At 71.2% G+C, this 25,954-nt stretch carries 19 protein-coding genes; 14 read left to right on the top strand and 5 right to left on the bottom strand.

Translation table 11 applies throughout. The annotated features are described in order from the left end of the window. The first annotated feature begins 28 nt into the window (after positions 1–28). Both lepA and ABZ098_RS04790 read left to right on the top strand, forming a co-directional pair. Positions 29–1,897, top strand: a complete 1,869-nt coding sequence (gene lepA, locus ABZ098_RS04795; RefSeq protein ID WP_356587220.1) for a translation elongation factor 4 — start codon at positions 29–31, stop codon at positions 1,895–1,897. Positions 1,898–2,133: 236 nt separating this feature from the next. After that, positions 2,134–4,008 (top strand): AMP-dependent synthetase/ligase, encoded by a 1,875-nt coding sequence (locus ABZ098_RS04790; protein ID WP_356587218.1) that lies wholly within the window; start codon positions 2,134–2,136, stop codon positions 4,006–4,008. 78 nt (positions 4,009–4,086) lie between these two features. Here ABZ098_RS04790 and ABZ098_RS04785 read toward each other — a convergent pair whose 3' ends face one another. Both ABZ098_RS04785 and ABZ098_RS04780 read right to left on the bottom strand, forming a co-directional pair. Then, the gene (locus ABZ098_RS04785) at positions 4,087–4,632 is read right to left on the bottom strand and encodes a response regulator (RefSeq protein ID WP_356587216.1); all 546 of its coding nucleotides are present in this window, start codon (positions 4,630–4,632) and stop codon (positions 4,087–4,089) included. Positions 4,633–4,645: 13 nt separating this feature from the next. Continuing rightward, the gene (locus ABZ098_RS04780; protein WP_356587214.1) at positions 4,646–8,776 is read right to left on the bottom strand and encodes a HAMP domain-containing protein; all 4,131 of its coding nucleotides are present in this window, start codon (positions 8,774–8,776) and stop codon (positions 4,646–4,648) included. A gap of 102 nt (positions 8,777–8,878) precedes the next feature. Between ABZ098_RS04780 and ABZ098_RS04775 the strand changes: the two genes are divergently transcribed. Together ABZ098_RS04775 and hemW are read left to right on the top strand one after the other, a co-directional pair. Further along, positions 8,879–10,855, top strand: coding sequence for an ATP-binding SpoIIE family protein phosphatase (locus ABZ098_RS04775; protein WP_356587212.1), 1,977 nt, complete (start codon positions 8,879–8,881; stop codon positions 10,853–10,855). Between the two features lie 30 nt (positions 10,856–10,885). Next, complete coding sequence (hemW, locus tag ABZ098_RS04770; RefSeq protein WP_356587210.1) at positions 10,886–12,118, top strand: radical SAM family heme chaperone HemW; 1,233 nt, start codon at positions 10,886–10,888, stop codon at positions 12,116–12,118. Positions 12,119–12,271: 153 nt separating this feature from the next. On the opposite strand, the gene ABZ098_RS04765 is transcribed toward hemW, so the two are convergent. Both ABZ098_RS04765 and ABZ098_RS04760 read right to left on the bottom strand, forming a co-directional pair. Continuing rightward, positions 12,272–13,078, bottom strand: a complete 807-nt coding sequence (locus tag ABZ098_RS04765; RefSeq protein ID WP_356587208.1) for a DUF3097 domain-containing protein — start codon at positions 13,076–13,078, stop codon at positions 12,272–12,274. Positions 13,079–13,112: 34 nt separating this feature from the next. Then, positions 13,113–13,841 carry an MBL fold metallo-hydrolase gene (locus tag ABZ098_RS04760; RefSeq protein WP_356587206.1) on the bottom strand — a complete coding sequence of 243 codons (729 nt, stop codon included), beginning with the start codon at positions 13,839–13,841 and terminating at the stop codon, positions 13,113–13,115. Positions 13,842–13,991: 150 nt separating this feature from the next. Between ABZ098_RS04760 and hrcA the strand changes: the two genes are divergently transcribed. The 10 genes from hrcA (at position 13,992) to ABZ098_RS04710 (ending at position 24,623) form a co-directional block, all read left to right on the top strand. Further along, positions 13,992–15,008, top strand: a complete 1,017-nt coding sequence (gene hrcA, locus ABZ098_RS04755; RefSeq protein ID WP_356587204.1) for a heat-inducible transcriptional repressor HrcA — start codon at positions 13,992–13,994, stop codon at positions 15,006–15,008. After that, entirely contained in the window at positions 15,009–16,148 is a 1,140-nt protein-coding gene (dnaJ, locus tag ABZ098_RS04750) for a molecular chaperone DnaJ (RefSeq protein WP_356587202.1), read from the top strand. 53 nt (positions 16,149–16,201) lie between these two features. Continuing rightward, complete coding sequence (locus ABZ098_RS04745; protein WP_356587200.1) at positions 16,202–17,278, top strand: nitronate monooxygenase; 1,077 nt, start codon at positions 16,202–16,204, stop codon at positions 17,276–17,278. Further along, positions 17,275–18,024: a 16S rRNA (uracil(1498)-N(3))-methyltransferase gene (locus ABZ098_RS04740; protein WP_356587198.1), complete on the top strand. Its 750-nt coding sequence runs from the start codon at positions 17,275–17,277 to the stop codon at positions 18,022–18,024. The genes ABZ098_RS04745 and ABZ098_RS04740 overlap by 4 nt, the downstream gene beginning before the upstream one ends. A 16-nt stretch (positions 18,025–18,040) precedes the next feature. Next, on the top strand, positions 18,041–18,433 hold the full coding sequence (locus ABZ098_RS04735) for a VOC family protein (RefSeq protein ID WP_356587196.1): 393 nt from the start codon (positions 18,041–18,043) through the stop codon (positions 18,431–18,433). A gap of 88 nt (positions 18,434–18,521) precedes the next feature. After that, complete coding sequence (locus ABZ098_RS04730; protein WP_356587194.1) at positions 18,522–19,055, top strand: hypothetical protein; 534 nt, start codon at positions 18,522–18,524, stop codon at positions 19,053–19,055. Positions 19,056–19,100: 45 nt separating this feature from the next. Continuing rightward, a complete protein-coding gene (locus ABZ098_RS04725; RefSeq protein ID WP_356587193.1) occupies positions 19,101–22,316 on the top strand; it encodes a S41 family peptidase in 3,216 nt (1,071 codons plus the stop codon). A gap of 31 nt (positions 22,317–22,347) precedes the next feature. Beyond that, a complete protein-coding gene (locus ABZ098_RS04720; protein WP_356587191.1) occupies positions 22,348–22,701 on the top strand; it encodes a histidine triad nucleotide-binding protein in 354 nt (117 codons plus the stop codon). A 6-nt stretch (positions 22,702–22,707) separates the two neighbouring features. Then, positions 22,708–23,613, top strand: coding sequence for a ribonuclease Z (locus ABZ098_RS04715; RefSeq protein ID WP_356587189.1), 906 nt, complete (start codon positions 22,708–22,710; stop codon positions 23,611–23,613). A gap of 20 nt (positions 23,614–23,633) precedes the next feature. Further along, on the top strand, positions 23,634–24,623 hold the full coding sequence (locus tag ABZ098_RS04710; RefSeq protein WP_356587187.1) for an adenosine deaminase: 990 nt from the start codon (positions 23,634–23,636) through the stop codon (positions 24,621–24,623). An 89-nt stretch (positions 24,624–24,712) separates the two neighbouring features. On the opposite strand, the gene ABZ098_RS04705 is transcribed toward ABZ098_RS04710, so the two are convergent. Further along, positions 24,713–25,900 (bottom strand): MFS transporter, encoded by a 1,188-nt coding sequence (locus ABZ098_RS04705; RefSeq protein WP_356587185.1) that lies wholly within the window; start codon positions 25,898–25,900, stop codon positions 24,713–24,715. Positions 25,901–25,954 lie beyond the last annotated feature (54 nt).

The following is a 25,954-nucleotide window of genomic DNA, read 5'->3' as shown; positions in this document are numbered from 1 at the left end:
GCGGACGCCTCAAGAATCAGGACCCTGCGTGCCCGCGATCCCCAGCCACGTGCCCGAGCCGAGCCGTACCGACCCGGCTCTGATCCGCAACTTCTGCATCATCGCGCACATCGACCACGGCAAGTCCACGCTCGCCGACCGGATGCTCCAGCTCACCGGCGTGGTCGAGCAGCGCCAGATGCGTGCTCAGTACCTCGACCGCATGGACATCGAGCGTGAGCGCGGAATCACGATCAAGTCGCAGGCGGTGCGTCTGCCGTGGGCCCCGACCGACGACAAGAGCAACACGCACATCCTCAACATGATCGACACCCCGGGGCACGTCGACTTCACCTACGAGGTCTCGCGGTCGCTCGCCGCCTGTGAGGGCACCGTCCTCCTCGTCGACGCCGCCCAGGGCATCGAGGCCCAGACCCTCGCCAACCTCTACCTGGCGATGGAGAACGACCTCACGATCATCCCCGTGCTGAACAAGATCGACCTGCCGGCCGCGCAGCCCGAGAAGTTCGCCGAGGAGCTCGCGAACCTCGTCGGCTGCGATCCGTCCGACGTGCTCAAGGTCTCCGCCAAGACCGGCCTCGGTGTCGACGCTCTCCTCGACCGGGTCGTCAAGGAGGTCCCGGCTCCGGTCGGTGTCGCCGACGCCCCCGCCCGCGCGATGATCTTCGACTCGGTCTACGACTCCTACCGCGGTGTCGTGACGTACGTCCGTGTCATCGACGGCCAGCTCAACAAGCGCGAGCGCATCAAGATGATGTCGACCGGCGCGACCCACGAGCTGCTGGAGATCGGGACGAACTCGCCCGAGATGCTGGGCGCCGACGGCCTGGGCGTCGGTGAGGTGGGCTACCTCATCACCGGGGTGAAGGACGTCCGCCAGTCCAAGGTCGGTGACACCGTCACCAGCCAGCAGAAGGGGGCCACGGAGGCGCTCGGGGGGTACAAGGACCCCAAGCCCATGGTCTTCTCCGGGCTGTATCCGCTGGACGGCTCGGACTACCCCGAGCTGCGTGAGGCCCTCGACAAGCTCCAGCTCAACGACGCCGCGCTCGTCTACGAGCCGGAGACGTCCGCAGCGCTGGGCTTCGGTTTCCGTGTCGGCTTCCTGGGGCTGCTGCACCTCGACGTGATCCGGGAGCGGCTCGAGCGCGAGTTCGGGCTCGACCTCATCGCCACCGCGCCCAACGTGGTCTACCGGGTCCTGATGGAGGACGGCACCGAGCACACCGTCACCAACCCGAGCGAGTTCCCCGAGGGCAAGATCAACGAGGTGTACGAGCCCGTCGTACGCGCCACGATCCTCGCCCCGACCGAGTTCATCGGCTCGATCATGGAGCTGTGCCAGACCCGGCGCGGCACCCTGCTCGGCATGGACTACCTCTCCGAGGACCGCGTCGAGATCCGCTACACGCTCCCGCTCGCGGAGATCGTGTTCGACTTCTTCGACCAGCTGAAGTCGAAGACGCGCGGGTACGCCTCGCTGGACTACGAGCCCACCGGCGAGCAGACCTCCAGCCTGGTCAAGGTCGACATCCTGCTGCACGGCGACAAGGTGGACGCGTTCTCGGCGATCACCCACAAGGACGCGGCCTACGCCTACGGTGTGCGGCTCGTCGCCAAGCTGCGCGAGCTCATCCCGCGGCAGGCCTTCGAGGTGCCCATCCAGGCCGCCATCGGCTCCCGGGTCATCGCCCGCGAGACCATCCGCGCCATCCGCAAGGACGTCCTCGCCAAGTGCTACGGCGGTGACATCTCCCGGAAGCGGAAGCTGCTCGAGAAGCAGAAGGAAGGCAAGAAGCGGATGAAGATGGTGGGTTCCGTGGAGGTTCCGCAGGAGGCCTTCATCGCGGTGCTTTCCAGCGATGACAGCGCGGGGTCGGGCAAGGGCAAGAAGTAACCGCGGGTTACAGGCGGTTACGCGCCGAACCGGATGGAAAGGGGTCCGTCGTGCGAAAGTGCGACGGGCCCCTACGCGTGCGTAACGTCGCGCTCTGTAGGAAGTGACAGCCCGCCGCCCCTTACCAACGGGTCGGTCGCGCTTTACTCTGATCTCTGCTCGATAGTTACTCGCGAGTTAAACAACAGCCGCAAACCTGAGAGCCAGCCGCACTGTCGCGGGCCCCGGAGGATGTCGTGAGCGACACACAGACACTGATCGAGAACCGCCCGCCGAGTGTGGCGACCCTCTTCCTGGAGCGCGTTGCGAGCACACCGGACGCCGAGGCGTACCGCTACCCGGTGCCGGCGGCCTCCGGCCAGGGCCCGGACGAGTGGAAGTCGCTGACCTGGGCGCAGGCCGCGGAGCGGGTGCACGCCATCGCCGCCGGGCTGATCGAGCTGGGGGTGCGGCCCGAGCAGCGGGTCGCCCTCGCCTCCTCGACCCGTCTCGACTGGATCCTCGCGGACCTCGGCATCATGTGCGCCGGCGCCGCCACGACCACGGTCTACCCGCAGACCAACGCCGACGAGTCGGCGTTCATCCTCTCCGACTCCGAGAGCCGGGTGCTGATCGCGGAGGACGCGGCCCAGCTCGCCAAGGCGGTCGAGAAGCGGGGCGAGCTGCCCACGCTGACGAACGTCGTGGTGATCGACCCGGCCGGTGTCGAGACCAGCGACTTCGTGCTCACGCTCACCGAGCTGGAGGCCCGGGGCGCCGCCCGCCTTGAGAAGGACCCCGACCTGATCAAGGAGCGGGTCGGCGCGATCACCAAGGACCAGCTCGCGACGCTGATCTACACCTCCGGCACCACCGGCCGCCCCAAGGGTGTACGGCTGCCGCACGACAACTGGGCGTACATGGCGAAGGCGATCGCCGCGACCGGGCTGATCAGCGGCGAGGACGTGCAGTACCTGTGGCTGCCGCTCGCCCACGTCTTCGGCAAGGTGCTCACCTCCGGGCAGATCGAGGTCGGCCACGTCACCGCCGTCGACGGCCGCGTCGACAAGATCATCGAGAATCTGCCGGTCGTGCAGCCGACGTACATGGCGGCCGTCCCGCGCATCTTCGAGAAGGTCTACAACGGGGTCGCCGCGAAGGCCCGGGCGGGTGGCGGCGCCAAGTACAAGATCTTCCAGTGGGCCGCCGAGGTGGGCCGCGAGTACGCCAAGACCACCCAGGACAACTTCCGGCGCACCGGGGTCGCCTCCGCGCCCTTCGGGCTGAGCGCCAAGCACAAGGTGGCCGACGCGCTGGTCTTCGCGAAGATCCGGGAGGCGTTCGGCGGCAACCTGCGGGCGTGTGTCTCCGGGTCCGCCGCGCTCGCGCCCGAGATCGGCTACTTCTTCGCCGGTGCCGGCATCCACATCCTGGAGGGCTACGGCCTCACGGAGTCCTCCGCGGCCTCCTTCGTGAACCCGGGCGAGGCCTACCGCACCGGTACGGTCGGCAAGCCGCTGCCCGGCACGGAGGTCCGGATCGCGGACGACGGGGAGATCCTGCTGCGGGGCCCCGGCATCATGGAGGGCTACCACGGGCTGCCCGAGAAGACCGCCGAGGTGCTTGAGGCGGACGGGTGGTTCCACACCGGGGACATCGGTGAGCTCTCGCCCGACGGGTATCTGCGGATCACCGACCGCAAGAAGGACCTCATCAAGACGTCCGGCGGCAAGTACATCGCGCCCGCCGAGGTGGAGGGGCAGTTCAAGGCGGTGTGCCCGTACGTGTCCAACATCCTGGTGCACGGGGCGGACCGGAACTTCTGCACCGCGCTCATCGCGCTGGACGAGGTGTCGATCCTGGAGTGGGCCAAGGAGAACGGGCTCGAAGGGAAGTCGTACGCGGAGGTCGTCGCCGCGCCCGCGACCGTGTCCATGGTCGAGGGGTACGTGAAGCAGCTCAACGAGGGGCTTCAGCGGTGGCAGACCATCAAGAAGTTCCGGTTGCTGCCGCGGGATCTCGACGTGGAGCACGGGGAGATTACGCCGAGTCTGAAGCTGAAGCGGCCGGTTGTGGAGCGGGAGTACAAGCACCTCATTGACGAGATGTACGCGGGGTCCCGGGAAGCGTAGGGGGTGGCCGGGGAGCGTGCGCGGCTGCCGGTGCGTTGTGGCTGGTCGCGCAGTTCCCCGCGCCCCTGGAAAACAATCTCACCGTTTCTCGAGAAGGTGCCGGAGTTCCTTGATCCTGGTGCGCTGGGGATCCGTCAGTTCCTGTTCCAGGTCCGCCAGTTGCTTGCTCACCTCCTCGTAGTCCGTCCGCTGTCGTGCCAGCAGGCGCTCCAGTTGCTGGTTCTTCCTGTGCAGGTCCAGGAAGACGCTCACCTTCGCGCGCAGCACCCACGGATCGAACGGCTTGGTCAGGTAGTCGGCGGCGCCGGTCGCGTAGCCGCGGAAGGCGTACCCCGAGTCGTCGTCCGTGCCCGTGAGGAAGATGATCGGGACGTCCTTCGTCTGGTCCAGGCGTTTGATGTTGGCCGCCGTCTCGAAGCCGTCCATGCCCGGCATGCGCACGTCCAGGAGGACCAGCGCGAACCGGCGGCGGAGCAGGGCCTTCATCGCCTCCTCGCCCGAACGGGCGCGGGTCAGCGGTTCGTTGAGGGACCCCAGGACCGCCTCCAGTGCGATCAGGTTGTCCTCCATGTCGTCGACCAGGAGGATGCCGGCACTGTCGTCGGTCCTTGCCTCAGCGTTCATGTGACTGCCTCATTCAGTCGTCGGTGGGCGGTACCACCGCCTCCTCGGCGTCGGCCGGCTCCCCCGTCGGAGCGCCCTCGGGGTCCAGGAGCGCGCACACGACGGTCAGCAGCTGGTCGACGTCCACCGGCTTGGGTACGTAGTCGTTGGCACCGCGCGCGATCGACTTCTCACGGTCTCCGGGCATCGCCTTCGCGGTGAGCGCGACGATGGGCAGGCCGGTCCAGCGCGGGGTGCGGCGGATGGCGGCGATGGTCTCGTAGCCGTCCATCTCCGGCATCATGATGTCCATCAGGACGAGTTCGACGTCCGGGTTGCGCTCCAGGGTCTCGATGCCCTCGCGGCCGTTCTCCGCGTACAGGACCGGCATGCCGACCCGGCCCAGCACATGGGTGAGCGCGAAGACGTTGCGGATGTCGTCGTCGACGATCAGCACCCGGCGTCCGGACAGCACCTGGCCCGCCCGGCCCGACTTCCACGCCTCCAGCCTGGTGGGTGCCGGCCAGGAGTCCTCGGCGTCGTGGGCGGTCGGGTAGGGCTCGGTGGACAGGTCCTCCGGGGCCGGCAGCGGGTGGTCCTCGGTGGTGGGGCCGGTCGCCGTGTGGCCGGGGCTGACGACGGGGACGTAGAGCGTGAAGGTGGAGCCCTTGCCGGGTTCGCTCTCGGCGACGATACGGCCGCCCAGCAGGCCCGCGATCTCCCGGCTGATGGACAGCCCGAGCCCGGTGCCGCCGTACTTGCGGTTGGTCGTGCCGTCGGCCTGCTGGAACGCCTCGAAGATCACCGGGAGTTTCTCTCGCGCGATGCCGATGCCGGTGTCGGAGACCGCGAAGGCGACCACGTCGTCGCTGTCACGGACGTACCTGTGCTCGGGGTCCTTGACGCGGTTCACACGCAGCTCGACCCGGCCCGAGGCGGTGAACTTGATCGCGTTGGAGAGCAGGTTGCGCAGGATCTGCTGGAGGCGCTGCTCGTCCGAGTACATCTCGCGCGGCACGTCCTCGCCGACCGCCACCTCGAATGCGAGCCCCCGGTCCAGGGTGAGCGGGCGGAAGGTGGCGTGGACGTAGTCGAGCAGCTTGATGAGCGGCAGCTTCTTGGGGCGTACGTCCATCCGGCCGGCCTCGATCTTCGACAGGTCCAGGATGTCGTTGATCAGCTGGAGCAAATCGCTTCCCGACCTGTGGATCGTCGTCGCGAACTGCACCTCCTGGTCGGAGAGATGGCCGTCCGGGTTGTCGGAGAGCAGCCTGGCGAGGATCAGCAGGGAGTTCAGCGGTGTGCGCAGTTCGTGGGACATGTTCGCCAGGAACTCCGACTTGTACTGGGAGCTGGTGGCCAACAGGGCCGCTTTCTCCTCCAGTTCGGCGTTCGAGCGCTGCAACTCCGCCTGCTGCATCTGGAGTTCGTCCGAGCGCTCCTGGAGCTGCCTCGCCAGGCGCTGGGACTCGCCGAGCAGGGACTCGGTGCGGGAGTTGGCGATGATGGTGTTGATGGCGACGCCGATGGTGTTCACGAACTGGTCGAAGAACGCCAGGTGGACGTCGGAGAAACGGGAGAAGGAGGCGAGTTCGATGACGCCGAGGAGCTTGTCCTCGAAGAGGATCGGAATGATGACGACGCTGGCCGGGGCCGCCTCACCCAGCCCGCTGTTGATCTTGATGTAGTCCGGCGGGGCCTCCTCCACCAGGATCCGCTTCTTCTCCCGGGCCGCCTGCCGGACCAGACCGTGCACCGGCATGCCGCCCGTGTCGACGGTCGCCCCCTGCGCCGAGCCGTAGCCCGCGATGAACGCCAGTCCCTTCGCCGGGACGGTGGTGTGCAGGGAAGCCCCGTCCTCGTCCGGGTCGGCCAGGAAGAACGCCCCGTACTGCGCGTTCACCAGCGGGGTCAGCTCGCGCAGGATCAGGTCGGCGACCTCCATCAGGTCCCGGTGGCCCTGCATCAGGGCGGCCAGACGGGCGAGGTTGGACTCCAGCCAGTCCTTGGCCCGGGTCGTCTCGCGGAGGTTGGCCACCATCAGGTTGATGTTGTCCTTGAGCTCGGCGACCTCGCCCTGGGTCTCCACGGTGATCGAGCGGGACATGTCGCCCTGGGCCACGGCGGAGGCGACCTCGGCGATCGCGCGGACCTGGGTGGTCAGGTTGGAGGCGAGTTCGTTCACGTTGGTCGTCAGGCGCTTCCAGGTGCCGTAGACGCCCTCGACCCTTGCCTGGCCGCCGAGTTGGCCCTCGGATCCCACCTCGCGGGCCACGCGGGTGACCTCGGAGGAGAACGAGGAGAGCGTGTCGACCATGGTGTTGATGGCGGTCTTCAGCTCCAGGATCTCGCCGCGCGCGTCGACGTCGATCTTCTTGGAGAGGTCGCCGTTGGCCACGGCGGTGGTCACCTGGGCGATGTTGCGGACCTGCGAGGTCAGGTTGTCGGCCATGTAGTTGACGTTGTCGGTCAGGTCACGCCAGACGCCACTGACGCCCAGCACCTGGGCCCGGCCGCCGAGCCGGCCGTCGGTGCCGACCTCGCGGGCCACCCGGGTCACCTCGTCGGCGAAGGCGCGCAACTGCTCCACCATCGTGTTGACGGTGTCCTTCAGTTCGAGGATCTCGCCGCGGGCGTCGACCGTGATCTTCTTCGACAGGTCGCCGTTGGCGACGGCGGTCGTCACCTGGGCGATGTTCCGGACCTGTGACGTCAGGTTCAGCGCCATGAAGTTGACGTTGTCGGTGAGGTCCTTCCAGACGCCGGACACACCTCGCACCTGCGCCTGCCCGCCGAGGTTTCCCTCGGTGCCGACCTCGCGGGCGACGCGGGTGACCTCGTCGGCGAAGGCGGAGAGCTGGTCGACCATGGTGTTGATGGTCGACTTGAGCTCCAGGATCTCGCCCTTCGCCTCCACCGTGATCTTCTTGCCGAGGTCGCCCTGGGCCACGGCGGTGGAGACCAGGGCGATGTTGCGGACCTGCGAAGTGAGGTTGTCCGCCATGAAGTTGACGTTGTCGGTGAGGTCCTTCCAGACGCCGGACACGCCCCGCACCTGGGCCCGCCCGCCGAGGTTTCCCTCGGTGCCGACCTCGCGGGCGACGCGGGTGACCTCGTCGGCGAAGGCGGAGAGCTGGTCGACCATGGTGTTGATGGTCGACTTGAGCTCCAGGATCTCGCCCTGCGCGTCGACGGTGATCTTCTGACTCAGGTCGCCGTTCGCCACGGCGGTCGTCACCTGGGCGATGTTCCGCACCTGGGACGTCAGGTTCGAGGCCATGAAGTTGACGTTGTCGGTGAGGTCCTTCCAGACCCCGGACACCCCGCGCACCTGGGCCCGGCCGCCCAACTGCCCCTCGGTGCCGACCTCGCGGGCCACGCGGGTGACCTCGTCGGCGAAGGCGGAGAGCTGGTCGACCATCGTGTTCACGGTCAGCTTCAGTTCGAGCAGCTCGCCGGTCGCCTCGACCGTGACCGTGCGGGTCAGGTCGCCGCGGGCCACCGCCGTGGTCACCAGGGCGATGTCACGGACCTGGGCGGTCAGCCGGGACGCCATGGTGTTGACCGCCTCGGTCACATCGCGCCAACTGCCCGAAAGGCCGGTCACCTTGGCCCGACCGCCGAGCCGCCCCTCGGTGCCGACCTCGCGGGCGACCCGGGTCACCTCACCGGTGAACAGGGAGAGCTGGTCGACCATCTTGTTCACGGCCCGGCCGAGACGCCGTAGATCACCGCGCAGTTGGCGGTTGCCGTCGTGCAGGTCGACCCGCTGGGTCAGATCGCCGCCGGCCACCGCGTCCAGGACCCGGGTCGCGTTGGCGGCCGGGGCCACCAGGGCGTCGAGGAGCTGGTTCACGTCGTTGACCCGCGAGGTCCACGAGCCCTGCCCCGGGCTGGGGGAGAGCCGCTCGTCGAGCCGCCCGTGCCGCACCAGCTCCCGCTTCACCCGGTTGACCTCGCCGGTGAAGTGGACGTTGCGGTCCACCAACTGGTTGAAGACCGCCGTCAGTTCGGCCACGATCCCGTCACCGGACTCCGGCATCCGGCGGAAGTCACCGTCCCGGGCAGCGGTCATCGCGGCGAGCAGAGGACGCAGATCCGATGCTCGAATCCGGTCGGCGTTCTGTCCTTCTTCGAGCACACGCGTACCACTGTTCTCACTCATGGCGGCCCACTTCGGTAACTCGGCGCTTATGGGCGTGGCCAGTCTGTCACTCTGTCCGCATCGACTGAGGCGTATTCGTCCGAACTGCTCGGGGAGACGGACATGGGGGCCATTCCTGCGCAACGGGAGTCCGTTGCCCGTGCGTCCGATCCGCCCGCCCGCGGCGGCGGTCCGCTCCCGCGCGTCCACGCCACCCTCCCCGGCGGCCCGCTCGCCCCGGGCTCGGCCCGGGCCCTGCTGCGGGCGGCGGTCGCCGAGTGGGCCGAACTCGACCTGCCCGGCACCGAGTTACTCAGCGACCGGCAGACCGACGACGGCGTGGTCGTCGTCAGCGAACTCGTCACCAACGCCGTCGTGCACGCGGGCACCGAGATCGAACTGGACTGCCGCCTGGAGGCGCACACCGGCGCCCTCGTCGTCGAGGTCCTCGACCACCACCCCTCGCGCGCCCCGCGCGACGGTGACACCGAACCCTCGTACGGCACACCGGAGTACGGACGCGGACTGCGCCTGGTGGCCGCCCTCGCCGAGACCTGGGGGATCACCTACCGCACCGGCGCCAAGACCGTGTGGGCGCAGCTCCCGGCCGGCGGCAAGGACACCCTCGACGGGATCCAGGCGTACGCGGGGGAGAAGGAGCGCGAGCAGGGGCTGCGGGTCGCCGGGATACTCGCCCCGGAACCACCCCCGTCCCAGGCCCCGCCCCCGCCCTCCGCGCCGGGCGAGCCGGACCGGGACTGGCTCAACCGCGGTGCCCTGTCCTTCCTCGCCGAGGCCTCCGACCTGCTCGCCGGGCAGCTCGACGAGAACCTGGTCGCCGCGCTCGCCGGCCAGTTGATCGTGCCCAGGCTGGCCGACTGGTGCGCGGTGTGGCTGGAGGACGAGGTCGCCGGACGCTGGGGATCCCCCCGCCCCGGTGAGGCCGGGAGCGGGACGGGCCGGGGCGAGGCCGGTGCGTCCGGGCCCCGGCTTGCCCGGGTGTGGCACTGCTCCGAGACCCGCATCGAGGAGCTGCGGCGGGTGCTGGAGAAGGAGCCGCCGGGCCCGCCCGGGCGGGAGCACCCCGGGCCCGTGCCGTTCCCCTGGCCCGGCGAGGCACTGGGCCCGCACGGCACGCACGGTTCCGCGCTCGCCTACCGCCTCACCGCCGGCGGCCGCCCGCTGGGCACCCTGGTCATCGGCCGGGCCGGGCTGATCTCCTTCCCCGACGAGATCACCGGGCTCGTCGAGGACCTCAGCCGCCGGGTCGCGCTCGCCATCGGCGCGGCCCGCCAGTACGCGCGCCAGGCCACCATCAGCGCGGTCCTCCAGCGCGGCCTGCTGCCCGGCGCGGTCGCCGAGATCCCCGGGGTGCGCAGCGCCCTGGTGTACGAGCCGTGCGACAAGGGCGGACCCAGCGGCGACTTCTACGACCTCTTCCCGGCCGGCGACGGCCGCTGGTGCTTCGCCGTCGGCGACGTCCAGGGCAAGGGCCCCGAGGCCGCCGTGGTCATCGGACTGGCGCGGCCCTGGCTGCGGCTGCTGGCCCGCGAGGGCTACCGCGTCGCCGACGTCCTGGACCGCCTCAACCAGCTGCTCCTCGACGACGCCACGGAGGCCGCGGACGCGGCCGCACGCGCCTTGGCGGCCGCGGGCGGACACCCCACACACCCCGGCGACGGCCCGCAGACCCGCTTCCTGTCCCTCCTGTACGGCGAGCTGGCGCCCTTCGACGGCGGAGTGCGCTGCACCCTCGCCTCCGCCGGACACCCGCTGCCGCTGCTGCTCGGGGCGGGCGGTGAGGTCCGTACGGCCGCGCGGCCGCAGACGCTGCTCGGGGTCGTCGAGGACGAGACGTACACCAGCGAGACCTTCGAGCTGCGGCACGGCGACAGCCTGCTGTGCGTCACCGACGGGGTGACCGAGCGGCGCAGCGGCCCCCGCCAGTTCGACGACGAGGACGGTCTCGCGGAGGCACTCGCCGGGTGCGCGGGACTGGACGCCGAGCTGATCGCGGAGCGCATCAGACGGCTGGTGCACGAGTTCGGGGCGCGGCCCCCGGAGGACGATCTGGCGCTGCTGGTGCTGCAGGCGGAGTAGGTGTCCGCGGGGTGCTGGACAATGGAGGACATGCCTTCCGCACTCCCCGACGGCGAACCCGTCCCCGACGACGGCTCGCTGCCCGCGTCCGCGCTCGCCGGGTCCGCCGACCGTCCCCTCGGCTTCTACCTGCACGTCCCCTACTGCGCGACCCGCTGCGGCTACTGCGACTTCAACACCTACACGGCGACCGAGCTGCGCGGTTCGGGCGGGGTGCTGGCCTCCCGCGACAACTACGCGGACACGCTGATCGACGAGATCCGCCTGGCCCGGAAGGTGCTGGGGGACGACCCGCGCCCGGTGCGCACGGTGTTCGTCGGGGGCGGTACGCCGACACTGCTGGCCGCCGGGGACCTCGTACGGATGCTGGGGGCGATCCGTGACGAGTTCGGTCTGGCCGACGACGCGGAGGTCACCACCGAGGCGAACCCGGAGTCCGTCGATCCGGCGTATCTGTCCGTGCTCCGCGAGGGCGGCTTCAACCGGGTCTCCTTCGGGATGCAGAGCGCGAGGCAGCACGTGCTGAAGGTGCTGGACCGCACGCACACCCCGGGGCGTCCCGAGGCGTGCGTGGCGGAGGCCCGTGCGGCAGGGTTCGACCACGTCAACCTCGACCTGATCTACGGCACCCCCGGCGAGTCCGACGACGACTGGCGGGCGTCCCTGGAGGCGGCGGTCGGGGCCGGTCCTGACCACGTGTCGGCGTACGCGCTGATCGTCGAGGAGGGCACGCAGCTCGCCCGGCGCATCCGTCGGGGCGAGGTCCCGATGACCGACGACGACGTGCACGCGGACCGGTATCTGATCGCGGAGGACATGCTGTCCGCGGCGGGCTTCGACTGGTACGAGGTGTCGAACTGGGCCACGTCCGAGGCGGGCCGGTGTCTGCACAACGAGCTGTACTGGCGGGGCGCCGACTGGTGGGGAGCGGGCCCCGGGGCGCACTCGCACGTGGGCGGGGTGCGGTGGTGGAACGTGAAGCATCCGGGGGCGTACGCGGCGGCGCTGGCCTCCGGCAGGTCGCCGGGCGCCGGGCGCGAGCTGCTCTCGGAGGAGGACCGGCGGGTCGAGCGGATCCTGCTGGAGCTGCGGCTTCGGGAGGGGGCGCCGCTGTCCCTGTTGCGCGAGGAGGGGCTGGCTGCTTCTCGGCGGGCGCTCGGAGAGGGCCTGCTGGAAGCCCGGCCCTATGAGGAGGGGCGGGCCGTGTTGACCCTGCGGGGGCGGTTGCTGGCGGACGCGGTGGTGCGGGACCTGGTGGACTGAGGGCCTACGGGGGGGGAGGGGCCGTGTTGTCCGGCGGCTGCGGGTCGGTGGCGGCTGGTCGCGCAGTTCCCCGCGCCCCTGGGTAGGTTGCGGTGGCCGTCGGTTGCATGCCCTGCCAGTCGCCGTCGTCCTCAGGAGCTTGGCGCGCATCCGCTAAGGCGCCGTGACGAAGTCGATCAGTTCCTCCACCCGGCCCAGCAGCTCCGGCTCCAGGTCCTTGTAGGACCCCACCCGCTTCAGGATCGCCTGCCACACCGCGCCCGTGTTCTCCGACGGCCAGCCCAGGGCCTTGCACACGCCCGTCTTCCAGTCCTGGCCGTGAGGGACCCGCGGCCATGCCTCGATCCCCAGGGCCGACGGCTTCACCGCCTCCCAGATGTCGACGTACGGGTGGCCCACGACCAGCGCGTGTTCGCTGGTCACCGATGCCGCGATACGGGACTCCTTGCTGCCCGGCACCAGGTGGTCCACCAGCACGCCCAGCCGCGCGTCCGGACCCGGCGCGAACTCGGCCACGATCGCCGGCAGGTCGTCCACGCCCTCCAGGTACTCCACGACCACGCCCTCGATGCGCAGGTCGTCGCCCCAGACCTTCTCCACCAGCTCCGCGTCATGGCGGCCCTCGACGTAGATACGGCCGGCGCGGGCCACGCGTGCGCGTGCGCCGGGCACGGCCACCGAGCCGGACGCGGTACGGGAGGGTCGTACAGGAGCCTGTGCGGAGGGCCGCACCAACGTCACCACCCGGCCCTCCAGGAGGAAGCCGCGCGGCTCCAGCGGGAACACCCGGTGCTTGCCGAAGCGGTCCTCCAGGGTCACCGTGCCCGCCTCGCAGCGGATCACCGCGCCGCAGAAGCCGGTGCCGGGCTCCTCGACCACCAGGCCGGGCTCGGCGGGCACCTCGGGCACCGGCTTCGGCTTCTTCCACGGAGGGGTCAGGTCGGCGGAGTACTGGCGCATTCGGATGACGATAGGAGAACCACGCGGGGGATCACTACGACACGCCGAAGCGGGCAGCCAGCGCGTCCCGCTGCGCCCGCACGAAGGCCGCGTCCACCACCGCTCCGTGACCGGGCACGTACCGCGCGTCCTCGCCGCCCAGGTCGAGGAGCCGGTCCAGCGCGGCGGGCCAGTGCGCCGGTACGGCGTCCGGGCCCGCCTGCGGTTCGCCCGACTCCTCGACCAGGTCGCCGCAGAAGACGACCTCCGGGGAGCCGGGCACGAGGACGGCGAGGTCGTGGGCCGTGTGGCCGGGGCCCACGTTCGCCAGCAGGACCTGGCGGCCGCCGCCCAGGTCGAGCGTCCACTCGCCGGAGACGTGATGGCGGGGGGACACGAGGGCGTCCACGGCCTCGTCGGCCACCGACGACTCCAGACCGTTGCGCACCGCGTCCGCCCGCAGCTCCGCGCGGCCCAGCCGCCCCGCCAGCACCGTCTCCACGCCCACCGCGCCGAACACCTCCGCCCCCGCGAACGCCGCCGCACCGAAGACGTGGTCGAAGTGGGGGTGGGTGAACGCGAGATGGGTCACACGATGGCCGGCCAGTTCCTCGGCCTGCGCGCGCAGGCGAGCGCCCTCCGCGAGAGAGGAGCCCGCGTCGACCAACAGGGCCGTGTCCTCGCCGATCACCAGGCCCGCCGTACAGTCCCAGCCGGGCAGCCGGCACCGCCCCACCCCGGTCGCGACCCGCTCCCACCCGAGCTCTTCCCAAGTCACCGTCATACCGCGACGCTAGCCGTACAGGCCTCATGCCAGGACCAGCCTTGCCCAGGCAGTACCCCACCGCCGTACACTGGCTCGGGAGTGCTGGCACTCGGACGGACAGAGTGCCAGGCGAGGCGCCAAGGGAAACGACCGCTGGAGGTGTGCGCGATGCTGAGTGAACGCAGGCTTCAGGTGTTGCGCGCGATCGTCCAGGACTACGTCGGCACCGAGGAGCCGGTCGGGTCGAAGGCCCTGACCGAGCGGCACAACCTGGGAGTCTCCCCGGCGACCGTCCGCAACGACATGGCGGTCCTGGAGGAGGAGGGGTTCATCGCCCAGCCGCACACCAGTGCCGGGCGCATCCCGACCGACAAGGGCTACCGGCTGTTCGTCGACAAACTGGCGGGCGTCAAGCCGATGACCGCGCCCGAGCGGCGCGCGATCCAGAACTTCCTCGACGGCGCCGTGGACCTCGACGACGTCGTGGCGCGGACCGTGCGGCTGCTCGCGCAGCTCACCCGGCAGGTCGCCGTCGTGCAGTACCCCTCCCTGACCCGCTCGACCGTGCGGCACGTGGAGCTGCTCTCGCTCGCCCCCGCGCGCGTGATGCTCGTGCTGATCACGGACACCGGCCGGGTCGAGCAGCGCATGGTCGACTGCCCGGCCCCCTTCGGGGAGGCCTCGCTGGCCGATCTGCGGGCGCGGCTCAACAGCCGGGTCGCGGGGCGGCGGTTCGCCGATGTGCCGCGGCTCGTCGAGGACCTGCCCGAAGGCTTCGACGCCGAGGACCGGGGTACGGTCTCGACAGTGCTCTCCACTCTCCTGGAGACGCTCGTCGAGGAGAACGAGGAGCGGCTGATGATCGGCGGCACCGCCAATCTCACCCGCTTCGGACATGACTTTCCCCTCACCATCCGGCCCGTCCTGGAAGCTCTCGAGGAGCAGGTCGTGCTCCTCAAACTCCTTGGCGAGGCGGGGGATTCGGGCATGACCGTCCGTATTGGTCATGAGAACGCCTACGAGGGGCTCAACTCCACTTCGGTGGTGTCGGTCGGCTACGGTTCGGGCGGCGAGGCAGTCGCCAAGCTCGGCGTGGTCGGACCGACCCGCATGGATTACCCGGGAACGATGGGAGCGGTACGCGCAGTGGCACGGTACGTCGGACAGATCCTGGCGGAGTCGTAAGTGGCCACGGACTACTACGCCGTTCTCGGCGTGCGCCGCGACGCGTCGCAGGATGAGATCAAGAAGGCGTTCCGCCGGCTCGCGCGCGAGCTGCACCCGGACGTCAACCCGGATCCGAAGACCCAGGAGCGGTTCAAGGAGATCAACGCCGCTTACGAGGTGCTGTCGGACCCGCAGAAGAAGCAGGTCTACGACCTCGGCGGCGACCCGCTCTCGCAGGGCGGCGGCGGTGGCGCGGGCGGCTTCGGGGCCGGTGGGTTCGGGAACTTCTCGGACATCATGGACGCGTTCTTCGGTACGGCCTCGCAGCGGGGTCCGCGCTCGCGCACCCGGCGCGGCCAGGACGCGATGATCCGGCTGGAGATCGAGCTCGACGAGGCGGCCTTCGGCACGACGAAGGACATCCAGGTCGACACGGCGATCGTCTGCACCACGTGCAGTGGTGAGGGCGCGGCGCCGGGCACCTCCGCCCAGACGTGCGACATGTGCCGCGGACGCGGTGAGGTGTCGCAGGTGACCCGGTCCTTCCTGGGCCAGGTCATGACGTCCCGCCCGTGCCCGCAGTGCCAGGGCTTCGGCACCGTCGTGCCGACCCCGTGCCCGGAGTGCGCCGGCGACGGCCGGGTCCGCTCGCGCCGCACGCTGACCGTGAAGATCCCGGCCGGTGTGGACAACGGCACGCGGATCCAGCTCGCGGGCGAGGGCGAGGTCGGTCCCGGTGGCGGTCCCGCCGGTGACCTCTACGTCGAGATCCACGAACTCCCGCACTCGCAGTTCCAGCGGCGCGGCGACGACCTGCACTGCACGGTCACGCTCCCGATGACGGCGGCGTCCCTCGGCACGAAGGTGCCGCTGGAGACACTGGACGGCATGGAGGAGGTCGACATCCGTCCGGGCACCCAGTCCGGCCAGTCGATCCCGCTGCACAGCCGGGGTGTCACCCACCTGCGCGGCGGCGGCCGGGGCGACCTCATCGTCCACGTCGAGGTCCAGACCCCGACCAAGCTCGACCCGGAGCAGGAACGACTGCTCCGCGAGCTGGCCAAGCTGCGCGGCGAGGAACGGCCCACGGGGCAGTTCCAGCCGGGGCAGCAGGGGTTGTTCTCGCGGTTGAAGGACGCGTTCAACGGGCGTACCTGAGCCGGGTGAAGGTTGGATTCGGACTTGTCTGGAGGACGTGACAACATGCCGTCATGTCCTCCGCACTGACCGATCTCTTCCCTCATCCGATCGTGCAGGCCCCCATGGCGGGCGGCGTCTCCGTGCCGCGGCTCGCCGCCGCCGTGTCCGACGCGGGAGGGCTCGGGTTCCTGGCCGCCGGGTACAAGACGGCCGACGGGATGTACCAGGAGATCAAGCAGCTGCGCGGGCTGACCGGATGCCCCTTCGGCGTCAACCTCTTCATGCCGCAGCCGGAGTACGCCGACCCCGCCGCCGTCGAGGTCTACGCCCACCAGCTGGCCGGCGAGGCCACCTGGTACGACACCGAGCTCGGCGACCGCGACAGCGGACGTGACGACGGCTACGACGCCAAGCTCGCCGTGCTCCTCGACAACCCCGTACCGGTGGCCTCCTTCCACTTCGGTGTGCCGAGCAGCGACGCCCTGGAGTCGCTGCGCCGCGCCGGCACCTTCACCCTCGTCACCGCGACCACCCCCGAAGAGGCCCTCGCCGTGCAGTACGCGGGCGCCGACGCGGTCATCGCGCAGGGCGTCGAGGCCGGCGGCCACCAGGGCACCCACCGGGACCTCCCCGAGCAGGACAACTCCGGCCTGGGACTCCTCTCCCTGGTCGCCCAGATCCGCGAGACCGTCACCATCCCCGTCGTCGCCGCGGGCGGCATCATGCGCGGCGGCCAGATCGCCGCCGTCCTCGCCGCCGGCGCGAGCGCGGCCCAGCTCGGTACCGCGTTCCTCGCCACGCACGAGTCCGGCGCCCACGACGTGCACAAACAGGCGCTGACCAACCCCCTCTACGTCCGTACCGAGTTGACCCGCGCCTTCTCCGGCAGACCGGCCCGCGGCCTGGTCAACCGTTTCCTGCGCGAGCACGGGCCGTACGCCCCCGCCGCCTACCCCGAGGTCCACCACCTGACCGCCCCGCTGCGCAAGGCCGCCGCCAAGGCCGGTGACGCCCAGGGCATGGCGCTGTGGGCGGGCCAGGGGCACCGGATGGCACGCGAACTGCCCGCGGGGCAGCTCGTGGAGATACTCGCGGCCGAACTCAAGGCCGCCAGGACAGCGTTGTCGGACAAGGGGGGCCTGCGATGACCGCACCGGTGTTCGTGGTCGAGCACTTCGACGCGGGAGGTGGCGGACGGTACGTCCTCGACGGCCCCGAAGGCCGCCACGCCGTCTCCGTGAAGCGGCTCCAGCCCGGCGAGGACGTCATCCTCACCGACGGCGCCGGCCGCTGGGCCGACTGCGTGGTGCTCGCCGCCGAGGGCAAGGACCGGCTGATCGTCCAACTGGACTCGGTGTCCGAGGAGCCGCAGGCACAGCCCCGGATCACCGTCGTCCAGGCCCTTCCCAAGGGCGACCGCGGTGAGCTCGCCGTCGAGACCATGACCGAGGTCGGTGTCGACGCCATCGTGCCGTGGCAGGCCGCCCGCTGCATCACCCAGTGGAAGGGCGAACGGGGTCTGAAGGCGCTCGGCAAGTGGCGGGCCACCGCCCGCGAGGCCGGGAAGCAGTCCCGCCGGGTCCGCTTCCCGGAGGTCGCGGACGCGGCGAGCACCAAGCAGGTTGCCGCACTTCTCGCCAAAGCCGACTTCGCCGCCGTGCTGCACTCCGACTTCGAACGCGACAGCGCGCCGCTGTCCACCGCCGAACTCCCCGAAGAGGGCGAGATCGTGCTGGTCGTCGGCCCCGAAGGAGGCGTCGCCAAGGACGAGTTGGCGCTCTTCGAGGAGGCCGGCGCGCGCGCCTACGTCCTCGGGCCGACCGTGCTGCGTACGTCGACCGCCGGGACCGCGGCGACCGCCCTGCTCCTCGGCCGCACCGGCCGCTGGTCCTGACCCCGGAAGGACGGCTGTGGAACTCGCCCAAGTACGCCTGCTCGTCACCGACTTCGCCGCCTGCTACCGCTTCTACGCCGAAGTCCTCGGCCTCAAGCCCCAGTCGGGGGCGGCGGAAGGGCCGTACGAGAAGTTCAGTCCCGCCACCGGCTCGGCGGGCATCGCCCTCCAGGACCGCTCGATGATGGCGGAGGTCCTCGCTGAACTGGGCGACACGGCCACCGGCCACCGCTCCCTGGTCGTGCTGCGCGTCGACGACCTGGACACCTACTGCGAGCAGATCACGTCCCGCGGCGCCACCCTCCTGCACGGCCCCGCCCCCATGACGGACCGCATGCGCGTCGCCCACCTCAAGGACCCGGAGGGCAACCTGGTGGAACTACAGGAGTGGCTGCTGCTGCGCGGCTGAGGGCGGGCGTGCGGTCGTGGATCGACCGGCGCGCAGGTGGCCGTATGCGCCCTACCGCCGGACGGCACGCGGTGGCAGGCTGCCCTCCATGGTGGCGTTGAGGCGGAACTGGCGTCGGCCGCGCGGGGTGCGAGTGGCGGGTGTGGCCGGGGGTGTCGTGCTGGCCGTGGGCGGGGTCGCCGCCTGTGATCCGACCGGCGCGGTCAGCTCCGCGACCGTGTCGTACACCACCGACCAGTTGGTCACCAAGGAGCTGAACCGGCAGAAGGCCGACGTGAGTTGGCTGACCTGCACGGCCTCGTACGACGACGGCGACCGGACGCCGAGCGCCAGTGTGAACACCGTCGCCGACGTCGACTGCGAAGGGAAGACGCGGGACGGCAAGGACATCACCGTCAAGGGCAAGGTGACCCGGACCGTCAGCGGGGCGTGTGTGCGCGGGCACCTCACCGCCACGGTGGGCGGCAGGCAGTGGTTCCGGGTGGAGGGGCTCGGGGACTGCAACGCGACCCCCACCCCGCCGGTCAACAACCCGGGGCGCCCCGGCCCCACCGTCACCGTGACCGTCACCAAGACGATCTGGTGCCAGAACGACCCGCAGTGCTGGCCCGACGGCAAGTGATCGAAACCTCTGTGCACAGCGACCGGCCGTGCGTAGGGTGATCGGGTGACACAGCCTGCGACGTCTGCATATCTCCGGTTTCCGCATCTGCGGGGCGAGTTGGTGGCCTTCACCGCCGAGGACGACGTGTGGCTCGCGCCGCTCGACGGCGGGCGCGCCTGGCGGGTCAGCGCGGACAACGTCCCGGTCACCCACCCCCGGATCTCCCCCGACGGCACCACCGTCGCCTGGACCTCCACCCGCGACGGCGCCCCCGAGGTGCACATCGCCCCGGTCGACGGCGGCCCGGGCAGAAGGCTGACCCACTGGGGCAGCAACCGCACCCAGGTACGCGGCTGGACCCCGGACGGCGAGGTCCTCGCGATCACCACACACGGCCAGGCGAGCCTGCGCCGCAGTTGGGCGCAGACCGTCCCGCTCGACGGCGGGCCCGGCACCACCCTGCCGTACGGCCCCGTCGGCGATGTCGCCCACGGCCCGGCGACCGTGCTCCTGTCCGCACCCATGGGCCGGGAGGCGGCCTGGTGGAAGCGGTACCGGGGCGGCACGGCGGGCAAGCTGTGGATCGACCGCGAGGGCGACGGCGAGTTCGTACGGCTGCACGAGGAGCTGGACGGGAATCTGGAGTACCCCGTGTGGGCGGGCGAGCGGATCGCCTTCCTCTCCGACCACGAGGGCACCGGAGCCGTCTACTCCTCCCTCGCCGACGGCTCCGACCTGCGCCGGCACACCCCCCTCGACGGCTACTACGCCCGGCACGCCTCCGGCGACGGCACCCGGATCGTCTACACCTCGGCCGGTGAGCTGTGGATCCTCGACGACCTCGACGGCGCCGAACCGCGCCGCCTGGAGGTCCGGCTCGGCGGACAGCGCGCCGACCGGCAGCCGTTCCCGGTGGACGCCTCCCGCTGGTTCGGCTCGGCCGCCCCCGACCACACCGGGCGCGGCAGCGCGGTCGCCGTGCGCGGCGCCGTCCACTGGGTCACCCACCGCTCGGGCCCGGCCCGCGCCCTCGCCGCCGAACCCGGCGTCCGGGCCCGCCTGCCGCGCACCTTCCGCACGGAGGGCGAGGAGTGGGTGGTGTGGGTGACGGACGCCGAGGGCGACGACGCCCTGGAGTTCGCGCCCGCCACCGGACTCGCCCCCGGTTCCACCCCGCGCCGCCTCGCCGCCGGACAGCTCGGCCGGGTCCTGGGCCTCGCCATGGCCCCGGACGGCAAGCGGGCCGCCGTCGCCTCGCACGACGGCCGCGTCCTGCTCGTCGAGCGGGAGACCGGCGAGGTCCGCGAGGTCGACCGCAGTGAGGACGGCGACGTGCGGGGGCTGACCTTCTCGCCCGACTCGGCCTGGCTCGCCTGGTCGCACCCCGGGCCCGACCCGCTCTGCCAGCTCCGCCTCGCCAACACCACCGACCTGTCGGTCACCGAGGCGACCCCGCTGCGCTTCCAGGACTACGTCCCCGCCTTCACCCTCGACGGCAAGCACCTGGCCTTCCTCTCCAACCGCTCCTTCGACCCGGTCTACGACGAGCACGTCTTCGACCTCGCCTTCGTCGTCGGCGACCGCCCGCACCTGATCACCCTCGCGGCGACCACCCCGTCCCCCTTCGGCCCGCAGCGCCACGGCCGGCCCTTCGAGGCCCCCGACAAGGACGAGACCCCCGACAGCGAGGGCACCCCGGCCACCCGTATCGACCTCGAAGGCCTCGCCGACCGGATCGTTCCGTTCCCGGTGGAGGCCGGCCGCTACTCCAACCTGCGCGCTGCCAAGGACGGCGTCCTGTGGCTGCGCCACCCCGTCCAGGGCGTCCTCGGCTCCTCCCGGGCCACCCCGGACGACCCCGACCCCAAGACCGACCTCCAGCGCTACGACCTCGCCCAGCAGCGCCTCGAACACCTCGCCGCCGACGCCGACCACTTCGCCGTCAGCGGCGACGGCAAGCGGGTCCTGCTGTGGACCGACGGCCGCCTGAAGGTCGTACCGAGCGACCGCCGTGCCTCGAACGACGACGACAGCGACACCAACATCTCCGTCGACCTCGGCCGCATCCGGCAGACCGTCGACCCCTCGGCCGAGTGGCGGCAGATGTACGAGGAGACCGGCCGCATCATGCGGGACCACTTCTGGCGGCCCGACATGAGCGGGGTCGACTGGCAGGGCGTCCTCGACCGCTACCGCCCTGTCCTGGACCGCCTGGCCACCCACGACGACCTCGTCGACCTCCTGTGGGAGGTGCACGGCGAACTCGGCACCTCCCACGCCTACGTCACCCCGCGCGGCGGGCACGGCCACGGACCCCGGCAGGGGCTCCTCGGTGCCGACATCTCCCGTCACACGGACGGCCCCCAGGGATCGGCACAGTGGCGCATCGACCGCATCCTGCCGACCGAGACCTCCGACCCCGCCGCCCGCTCCCCGCTCGCCGCACCCGGCGTGGCGGTCCGCGCCGGCGACGCGATCGTGGCGGTGGGCGGCCGGCCCGTCGACCCGGTCACCGGCCCCGGCCCGCTCCTCGTCGGCACGGCGGGCAAGGCGATCGAGCTCACCGTCTCCCCGTCCGGCGGCGGCGACCTGCGCCACGCCGTGGTCGTCCCCGTCGCCGACGAGGAGCCCCTGCGCTACCACGCCTGGGTCGCCGACCGCCGCGCCTACGTCCACGAGAAGTCCGGCGGCCGGCTCGGGTATCTGCACGTCCCCGACATGCAGGCGCCGGGCTGGGCCCAGATCCACCGCGATCTGCGGGTCGAGGTGGCCCGCGAGGGGCTGGTGGTCGACGTGCGCGAGAACCGCGGCGGCCACACCTCCCAGCTCGTCGTCGAGAAGCTGGCCCGCCGGATCGTCGGCTGGGCGCTGCCGCGCGGAATGCGGGCGTACAGCTATCCGAGGGACGCGCCGCGCGGGCCCGTCGTCGCCGTGGCCAACGAGTTCTCGGGCTCGGACGGTGACATCGTCAACGCGGCGATCAAGGCGCTGGGCATCGGCCCGGTCGTCGGCACCCGCACGTGGGGCGGGGTCATCGGCATCGACAGCCGGTACCGGCTGGTCGACGGCACGCTGATCACCCAGCCGAAGTACGCCTTCTGGCTGGAGGGGTACGAGTGGGGCGTCGAGAACCACGGGGTCGACCCGGACGTGGAGGTCGTACAGCGACCGCAGGACTACGCGGCGGGCAGGGACACCCAGCTGGACGAGGCCGTGCGGATCGCGCTGGAGACCTTGGAGAGCGCTCCGGCGAAGCTTCCGCCGACCCTGCCTCGTTAAGATGCCTCAGGACCTCGACGGAAGGAACCACATGCCAGGGGAACCCCAGGACGACTGCCTGTTCTGCAAGATCGTGGCGGGCCAGATCCCGGCGACGATCGTCCGGGAGTCGGAGACGACCGTCGCCTTCCGGGACATCAACCCCCAGGCCCCCACCCACGTCCTCGTGATCCCCAAGGCGCACTACGAGAACGCCGCCGCCCTCGCCACCGCGGCACCGCACCTTGCCGCGGACGTCCTCCAGGCCACCCAGGCCGTCGCCGAACAGGAGAAGCTGGAGAGCTACCGCACCGTCTTCAACACCGGCTCCGGCGCCGGCCAGACCGTCTGGCACGTCCACGCCCATGTGATCGGCGGCCGCGGCCTCCAGTGGCCCCCCGGGTAACTCCCCGTGTCCGTACGTGAGTTGGTCGTCCTCGGCACCGCCAGCCAGGTCCCCACCAGGCACCGCAACCACAACGGCTACCTGCTGCGCTGGGACGGCGAGGGCATCCTCTTCGACCCCGGCGAGGGCACCCAGCGCCAGATGCTGCGCGCCGGGGTCGCCGCCCACGACCTCAACCGGATCTGTGTCACCCACTTCCACGGCGACCACTCCCTGGGCCTCGCGGGCGTGATCCAGCGCATCAACCTCGACCGGGTCCCGCACGAGGTCACCGCCCACTACCCGAAGTCGGGGCAGCGCTTCTTCGACCGGCTGCGGTACGCGACGGCGTACCGGGAGACGGTCCGGCTCACCGAGGCACCGGTCGCGGCGGACGGGGTCCTCGCGCGGACCGGCGGATACACCCTGGAGGCCCGCAAGCTGTCGCACCCCGTCGAGTCCTACGGCTACCGCCTCACCGAACCCGACGGCCGCCGCATACTCCCCGACCGCCTCGCCGCGCACGGCATCAAGGGGCCCGACGTCGGACGGCTCCAGGCAGAAGGCTCCCTGAACGGCGTATCCCTCGACGACGTCAGCGAGGTCCGCCGGGGCCAGCGGTTCGCGTTCGTCATGGACACCCGCCTCTGCGACGCCGTCCACGCCCTCGCGGACGGCTGCGACCTGCTCGTCATCGAGTCGACCTTCCTCGACGAGGACGAGCGACTCGCCGTGGAACACGGCCACCTGACCGCCGGTCAGGCCGCGGCCGTCGCCCGCGACGCGGGCGTACGGCATCTCGTGCTCACGCACTTCAGCCAGCGCTACTCCGAACCGGAGGAGTTCGAACGGCAGGCGCGGGCGGCCGGGTACGAGAGCGAGCTGACGGTGGCCCACGACCTGATGCGGGTCCCGGTTCCGAAACGGCGGTAAAGCGGCCGTACGATGCTTTGATGTCCCTCCCCAAAGCTGAACTGCACCTGCACATCGAAGGCACCCTGGAGCCGGAGCTGGCGTTCGAGCTGGCCGCGCGCAACGGCGTCGAGCTGCCGTACGCCTCCACGGACGAGCTCCGCAAGGCGTACGACTTCGAGGACCTCCAGTCCTTTCTGAACCTGTACTACGAACTCATGGCCGTCCTGCGCACCGAGCGGGACTTCGAGGACCTGGCGAACGCCTATCTCGCCCGGGCCGCCGCACAGGGGGTGCGGCACGCGGAGATCTTCTTCGACCCGCAGGCGCACATCGCGCGAGGCGTGGGGATGGGGGCGGTCGTCGAGGGGCTGTGGCGGGCGCTGGGCAGGAGTGCGGAGAACCACGGCGTCTCCACGCAGCTGATCATGTGCTTCCTGCGGGACGAGTCCGCCGAGTCGGCCCTCGAGACGCTGGAGGCCGCGAAGCCGTATCTCGACCGGATCGTCGGGGTCGGGCTCGACTCCGCCGAGGTGGGACACCCGCCGGTGAAGTTCCGCGAGGTGTACGAGGCCGCCGCCGCGCTGGGGCTGCGGCGGGTGGCGCATGCCGGGGAGGAGGGGCCGCCGGAGTACATCGTCGAGGCGCTGGACGTGCTGGGGGTGGAGCGTATCGACCACGGGTTGCGGTGTGTGGAGTCGCCGGAGCTGGTGGCTCGTCTGGTGCGGGATCGGGTGCCGTTGACTCTGTGCCCGCTGTCCAACGTGCGGCTTCGTACGGTTGATGTGCTGGGGGATCATCCGTTGCCGGCGATGCTGGACGCGGGGCTGATGTGCACGGTGAACTCCGACGACCCCGCGTACTTCGGGGGGTACGCGGGGGACAACTTCGACGCGGTGCGGTTGGCGCTGGGCCTGGGTGAGGAGCGGTTGCGGGAGCTTGCCCGGAACTCGTTCCTTGCGTCCTTTCTTGAGCATGATGAGGGGCTGCGGGCTCGGTATCTTGCGGAAGTTGAGGCTTACGAGTTCTGAGGTGCGTTGTCGGGTGCGGGCCGGTGGGGGCTGGTCGCGCCCACGCGGCGGAGCCGCAAATCGACACAGCCCCGCGCCCCTAACAACCCTTAAGCGGCCGTTGCTTTGTCGTACACCTGGGTGTCCACCTGGATCTCCACGACCGGCAAGGTCCGCCGTCCCGCGCCCAGCGCCACCGCTGTCATCGGGACCGCGATCAGCAGCAGGCCCGCCGCCAGGACCGTGCCCATCGCCGGGAAGCCGGCCTGGGAGGCGAGGAGGCTGCCGGTCAACGGGCCCGCCGCCGTGCCCAGTGACGATGCCGAGCCGACCAGTACCGCCCAGCGGCCGCGCGGGTCCAGGGAGGCGGCCAGGCCGATGACGTACGACAGGACGATCGGGTAGAGCGTGTTCCACGCGATCTCGCCGGTCGCGAAGGACGTCAGGTCGGTCGCCGAGGCGCTGAGGGTGATGCAGGCGGCGATGAGGACGGTGCCGCCGCCGATGGGGAGCGCGACGCCCAGCCGGGGGCCGAGGGCGCCCGCGCCGACGACGCCCAGCAGGCCCGCGCCCAGCGCGATCGCGAAGACCGCGCCGACCGTCGCCTCGGAGAGGTGGGCCTGGGTGAGGCCGATGCGGCCGCTGACGCCCCAGAGGGCGTTCTGGGCGAGGGACCAGCAGGGGAGGGTCGCGGCGAGGAGGAGGCCGGCGCGGAGGTGGGGGAGCGGGGCGCGGGTGTCCCGGCTGGGTGCGGGGGCCGTGCGCAGGGGGAGGCGGCTCGTCAGGGGCCAGACCGCCAGCGCGGTGAGGGCGATCGCGGCGAGGGGCTGGCCGTGGCCGGGGCCCAGGTGGGGGACGGTCAGGTAGACGGCACCGGCGAGAGCGGAGACGCCGAGCAGGCCGACCGTGGTGGCGCGGTGCGGGTCCGGCTGGGCGGCGATGCCGGTGGCGGCCACCGCCGTCGACGTGCCGGATCCGAAGCCGCCGATCAGGGCTCCCGCGACGACGGCCCAGACGGGGTGGGCGAGGGCGGCGCCGCCGTAGCCGAGGACGGCGAGGGTGAGGCCCACGCGGGCGAGGGTGCGGGCGCCGACGCGGTCGACGCGTGAGGCGAGCAGGAAGCCCGCTGCCGCCGAACTCAGCAGCAGCGCGCTGCCGACGGCACCCGCCTCGGTGGCGGTGAGCGCGAGCCCGGAGTCGAGTCTGCCGACGGTGGTCGGCAGGAGGTAGGGGGCGAGGTACCCGGCCGTGAACAGGGCGATCAGGGGCCAGGGCAGGGTGGAGCGACGGGCGGACACGGGCGTTCCCAGGGCATGCGAAAGAAGCGGCTCGAAAAGGGGGTTGGGCGCAAG

Origin of the sequence: Streptomyces sp. NPDC006335, assembly GCF_040612795.1 — a bacterium.
Lineage (GTDB): Bacteria > Actinomycetota > Actinomycetes > Streptomycetales > Streptomycetaceae > Streptomyces.
Note: the sequence above shows the minus strand (reverse complement) of the source record. Positions and strands in the feature narration are given on the sequence as shown.

Coding starts and splice junctions, on each gene's coding strand:
- ABZ098_RS04785 (WP_356587216.1), bottom strand. CDS start 4,632: ATGAACGCTGAGGCAAGGACCGACGACAGTGCCGGCATCCTCCTGGTC.
- ABZ098_RS04780 (WP_356587214.1), bottom strand. CDS start 8,776: ATGAGTGAGAACAGTGGTACGCGTGTGCTCGAAGAAGGACAGAACGCC.
- ABZ098_RS04775 (WP_356587212.1), top strand. CDS start 8,879: ATGGGGGCCATTCCTGCGCAACGGGAGTCCGTTGCCCGTGCGTCCGAT.
- hemW (WP_356587210.1), top strand. CDS start 10,886: ATGCCTTCCGCACTCCCCGACGGCGAACCCGTCCCCGACGACGGCTCG.
- ABZ098_RS04765 (WP_356587208.1), bottom strand. CDS start 13,078: ATGCGCCAGTACTCCGCCGACCTGACCCCTCCGTGGAAGAAGCCGAAG.
- ABZ098_RS04760 (WP_356587206.1), bottom strand. CDS start 13,841: ATGACGGTGACTTGGGAAGAGCTCGGGTGGGAGCGGGTCGCGACCGGG.
- hrcA (WP_356587204.1), top strand. CDS start 13,992: ATGCTGAGTGAACGCAGGCTTCAGGTGTTGCGCGCGATCGTCCAGGAC.
- ABZ098_RS04745 (WP_356587200.1), top strand. CDS start 16,202: ATGTCCTCCGCACTGACCGATCTCTTCCCTCATCCGATCGTGCAGGCC.
- ABZ098_RS04740 (WP_356587198.1), top strand. CDS start 17,275: ATGACCGCACCGGTGTTCGTGGTCGAGCACTTCGACGCGGGAGGTGGC.
- ABZ098_RS04730 (WP_356587194.1), top strand. CDS start 18,522: ATGGTGGCGTTGAGGCGGAACTGGCGTCGGCCGCGCGGGGTGCGAGTG.
- ABZ098_RS04720 (WP_356587191.1), top strand. CDS start 22,348: ATGCCAGGGGAACCCCAGGACGACTGCCTGTTCTGCAAGATCGTGGCG.
- ABZ098_RS04710 (WP_356587187.1), top strand. CDS start 23,634: ATGTCCCTCCCCAAAGCTGAACTGCACCTGCACATCGAAGGCACCCTG.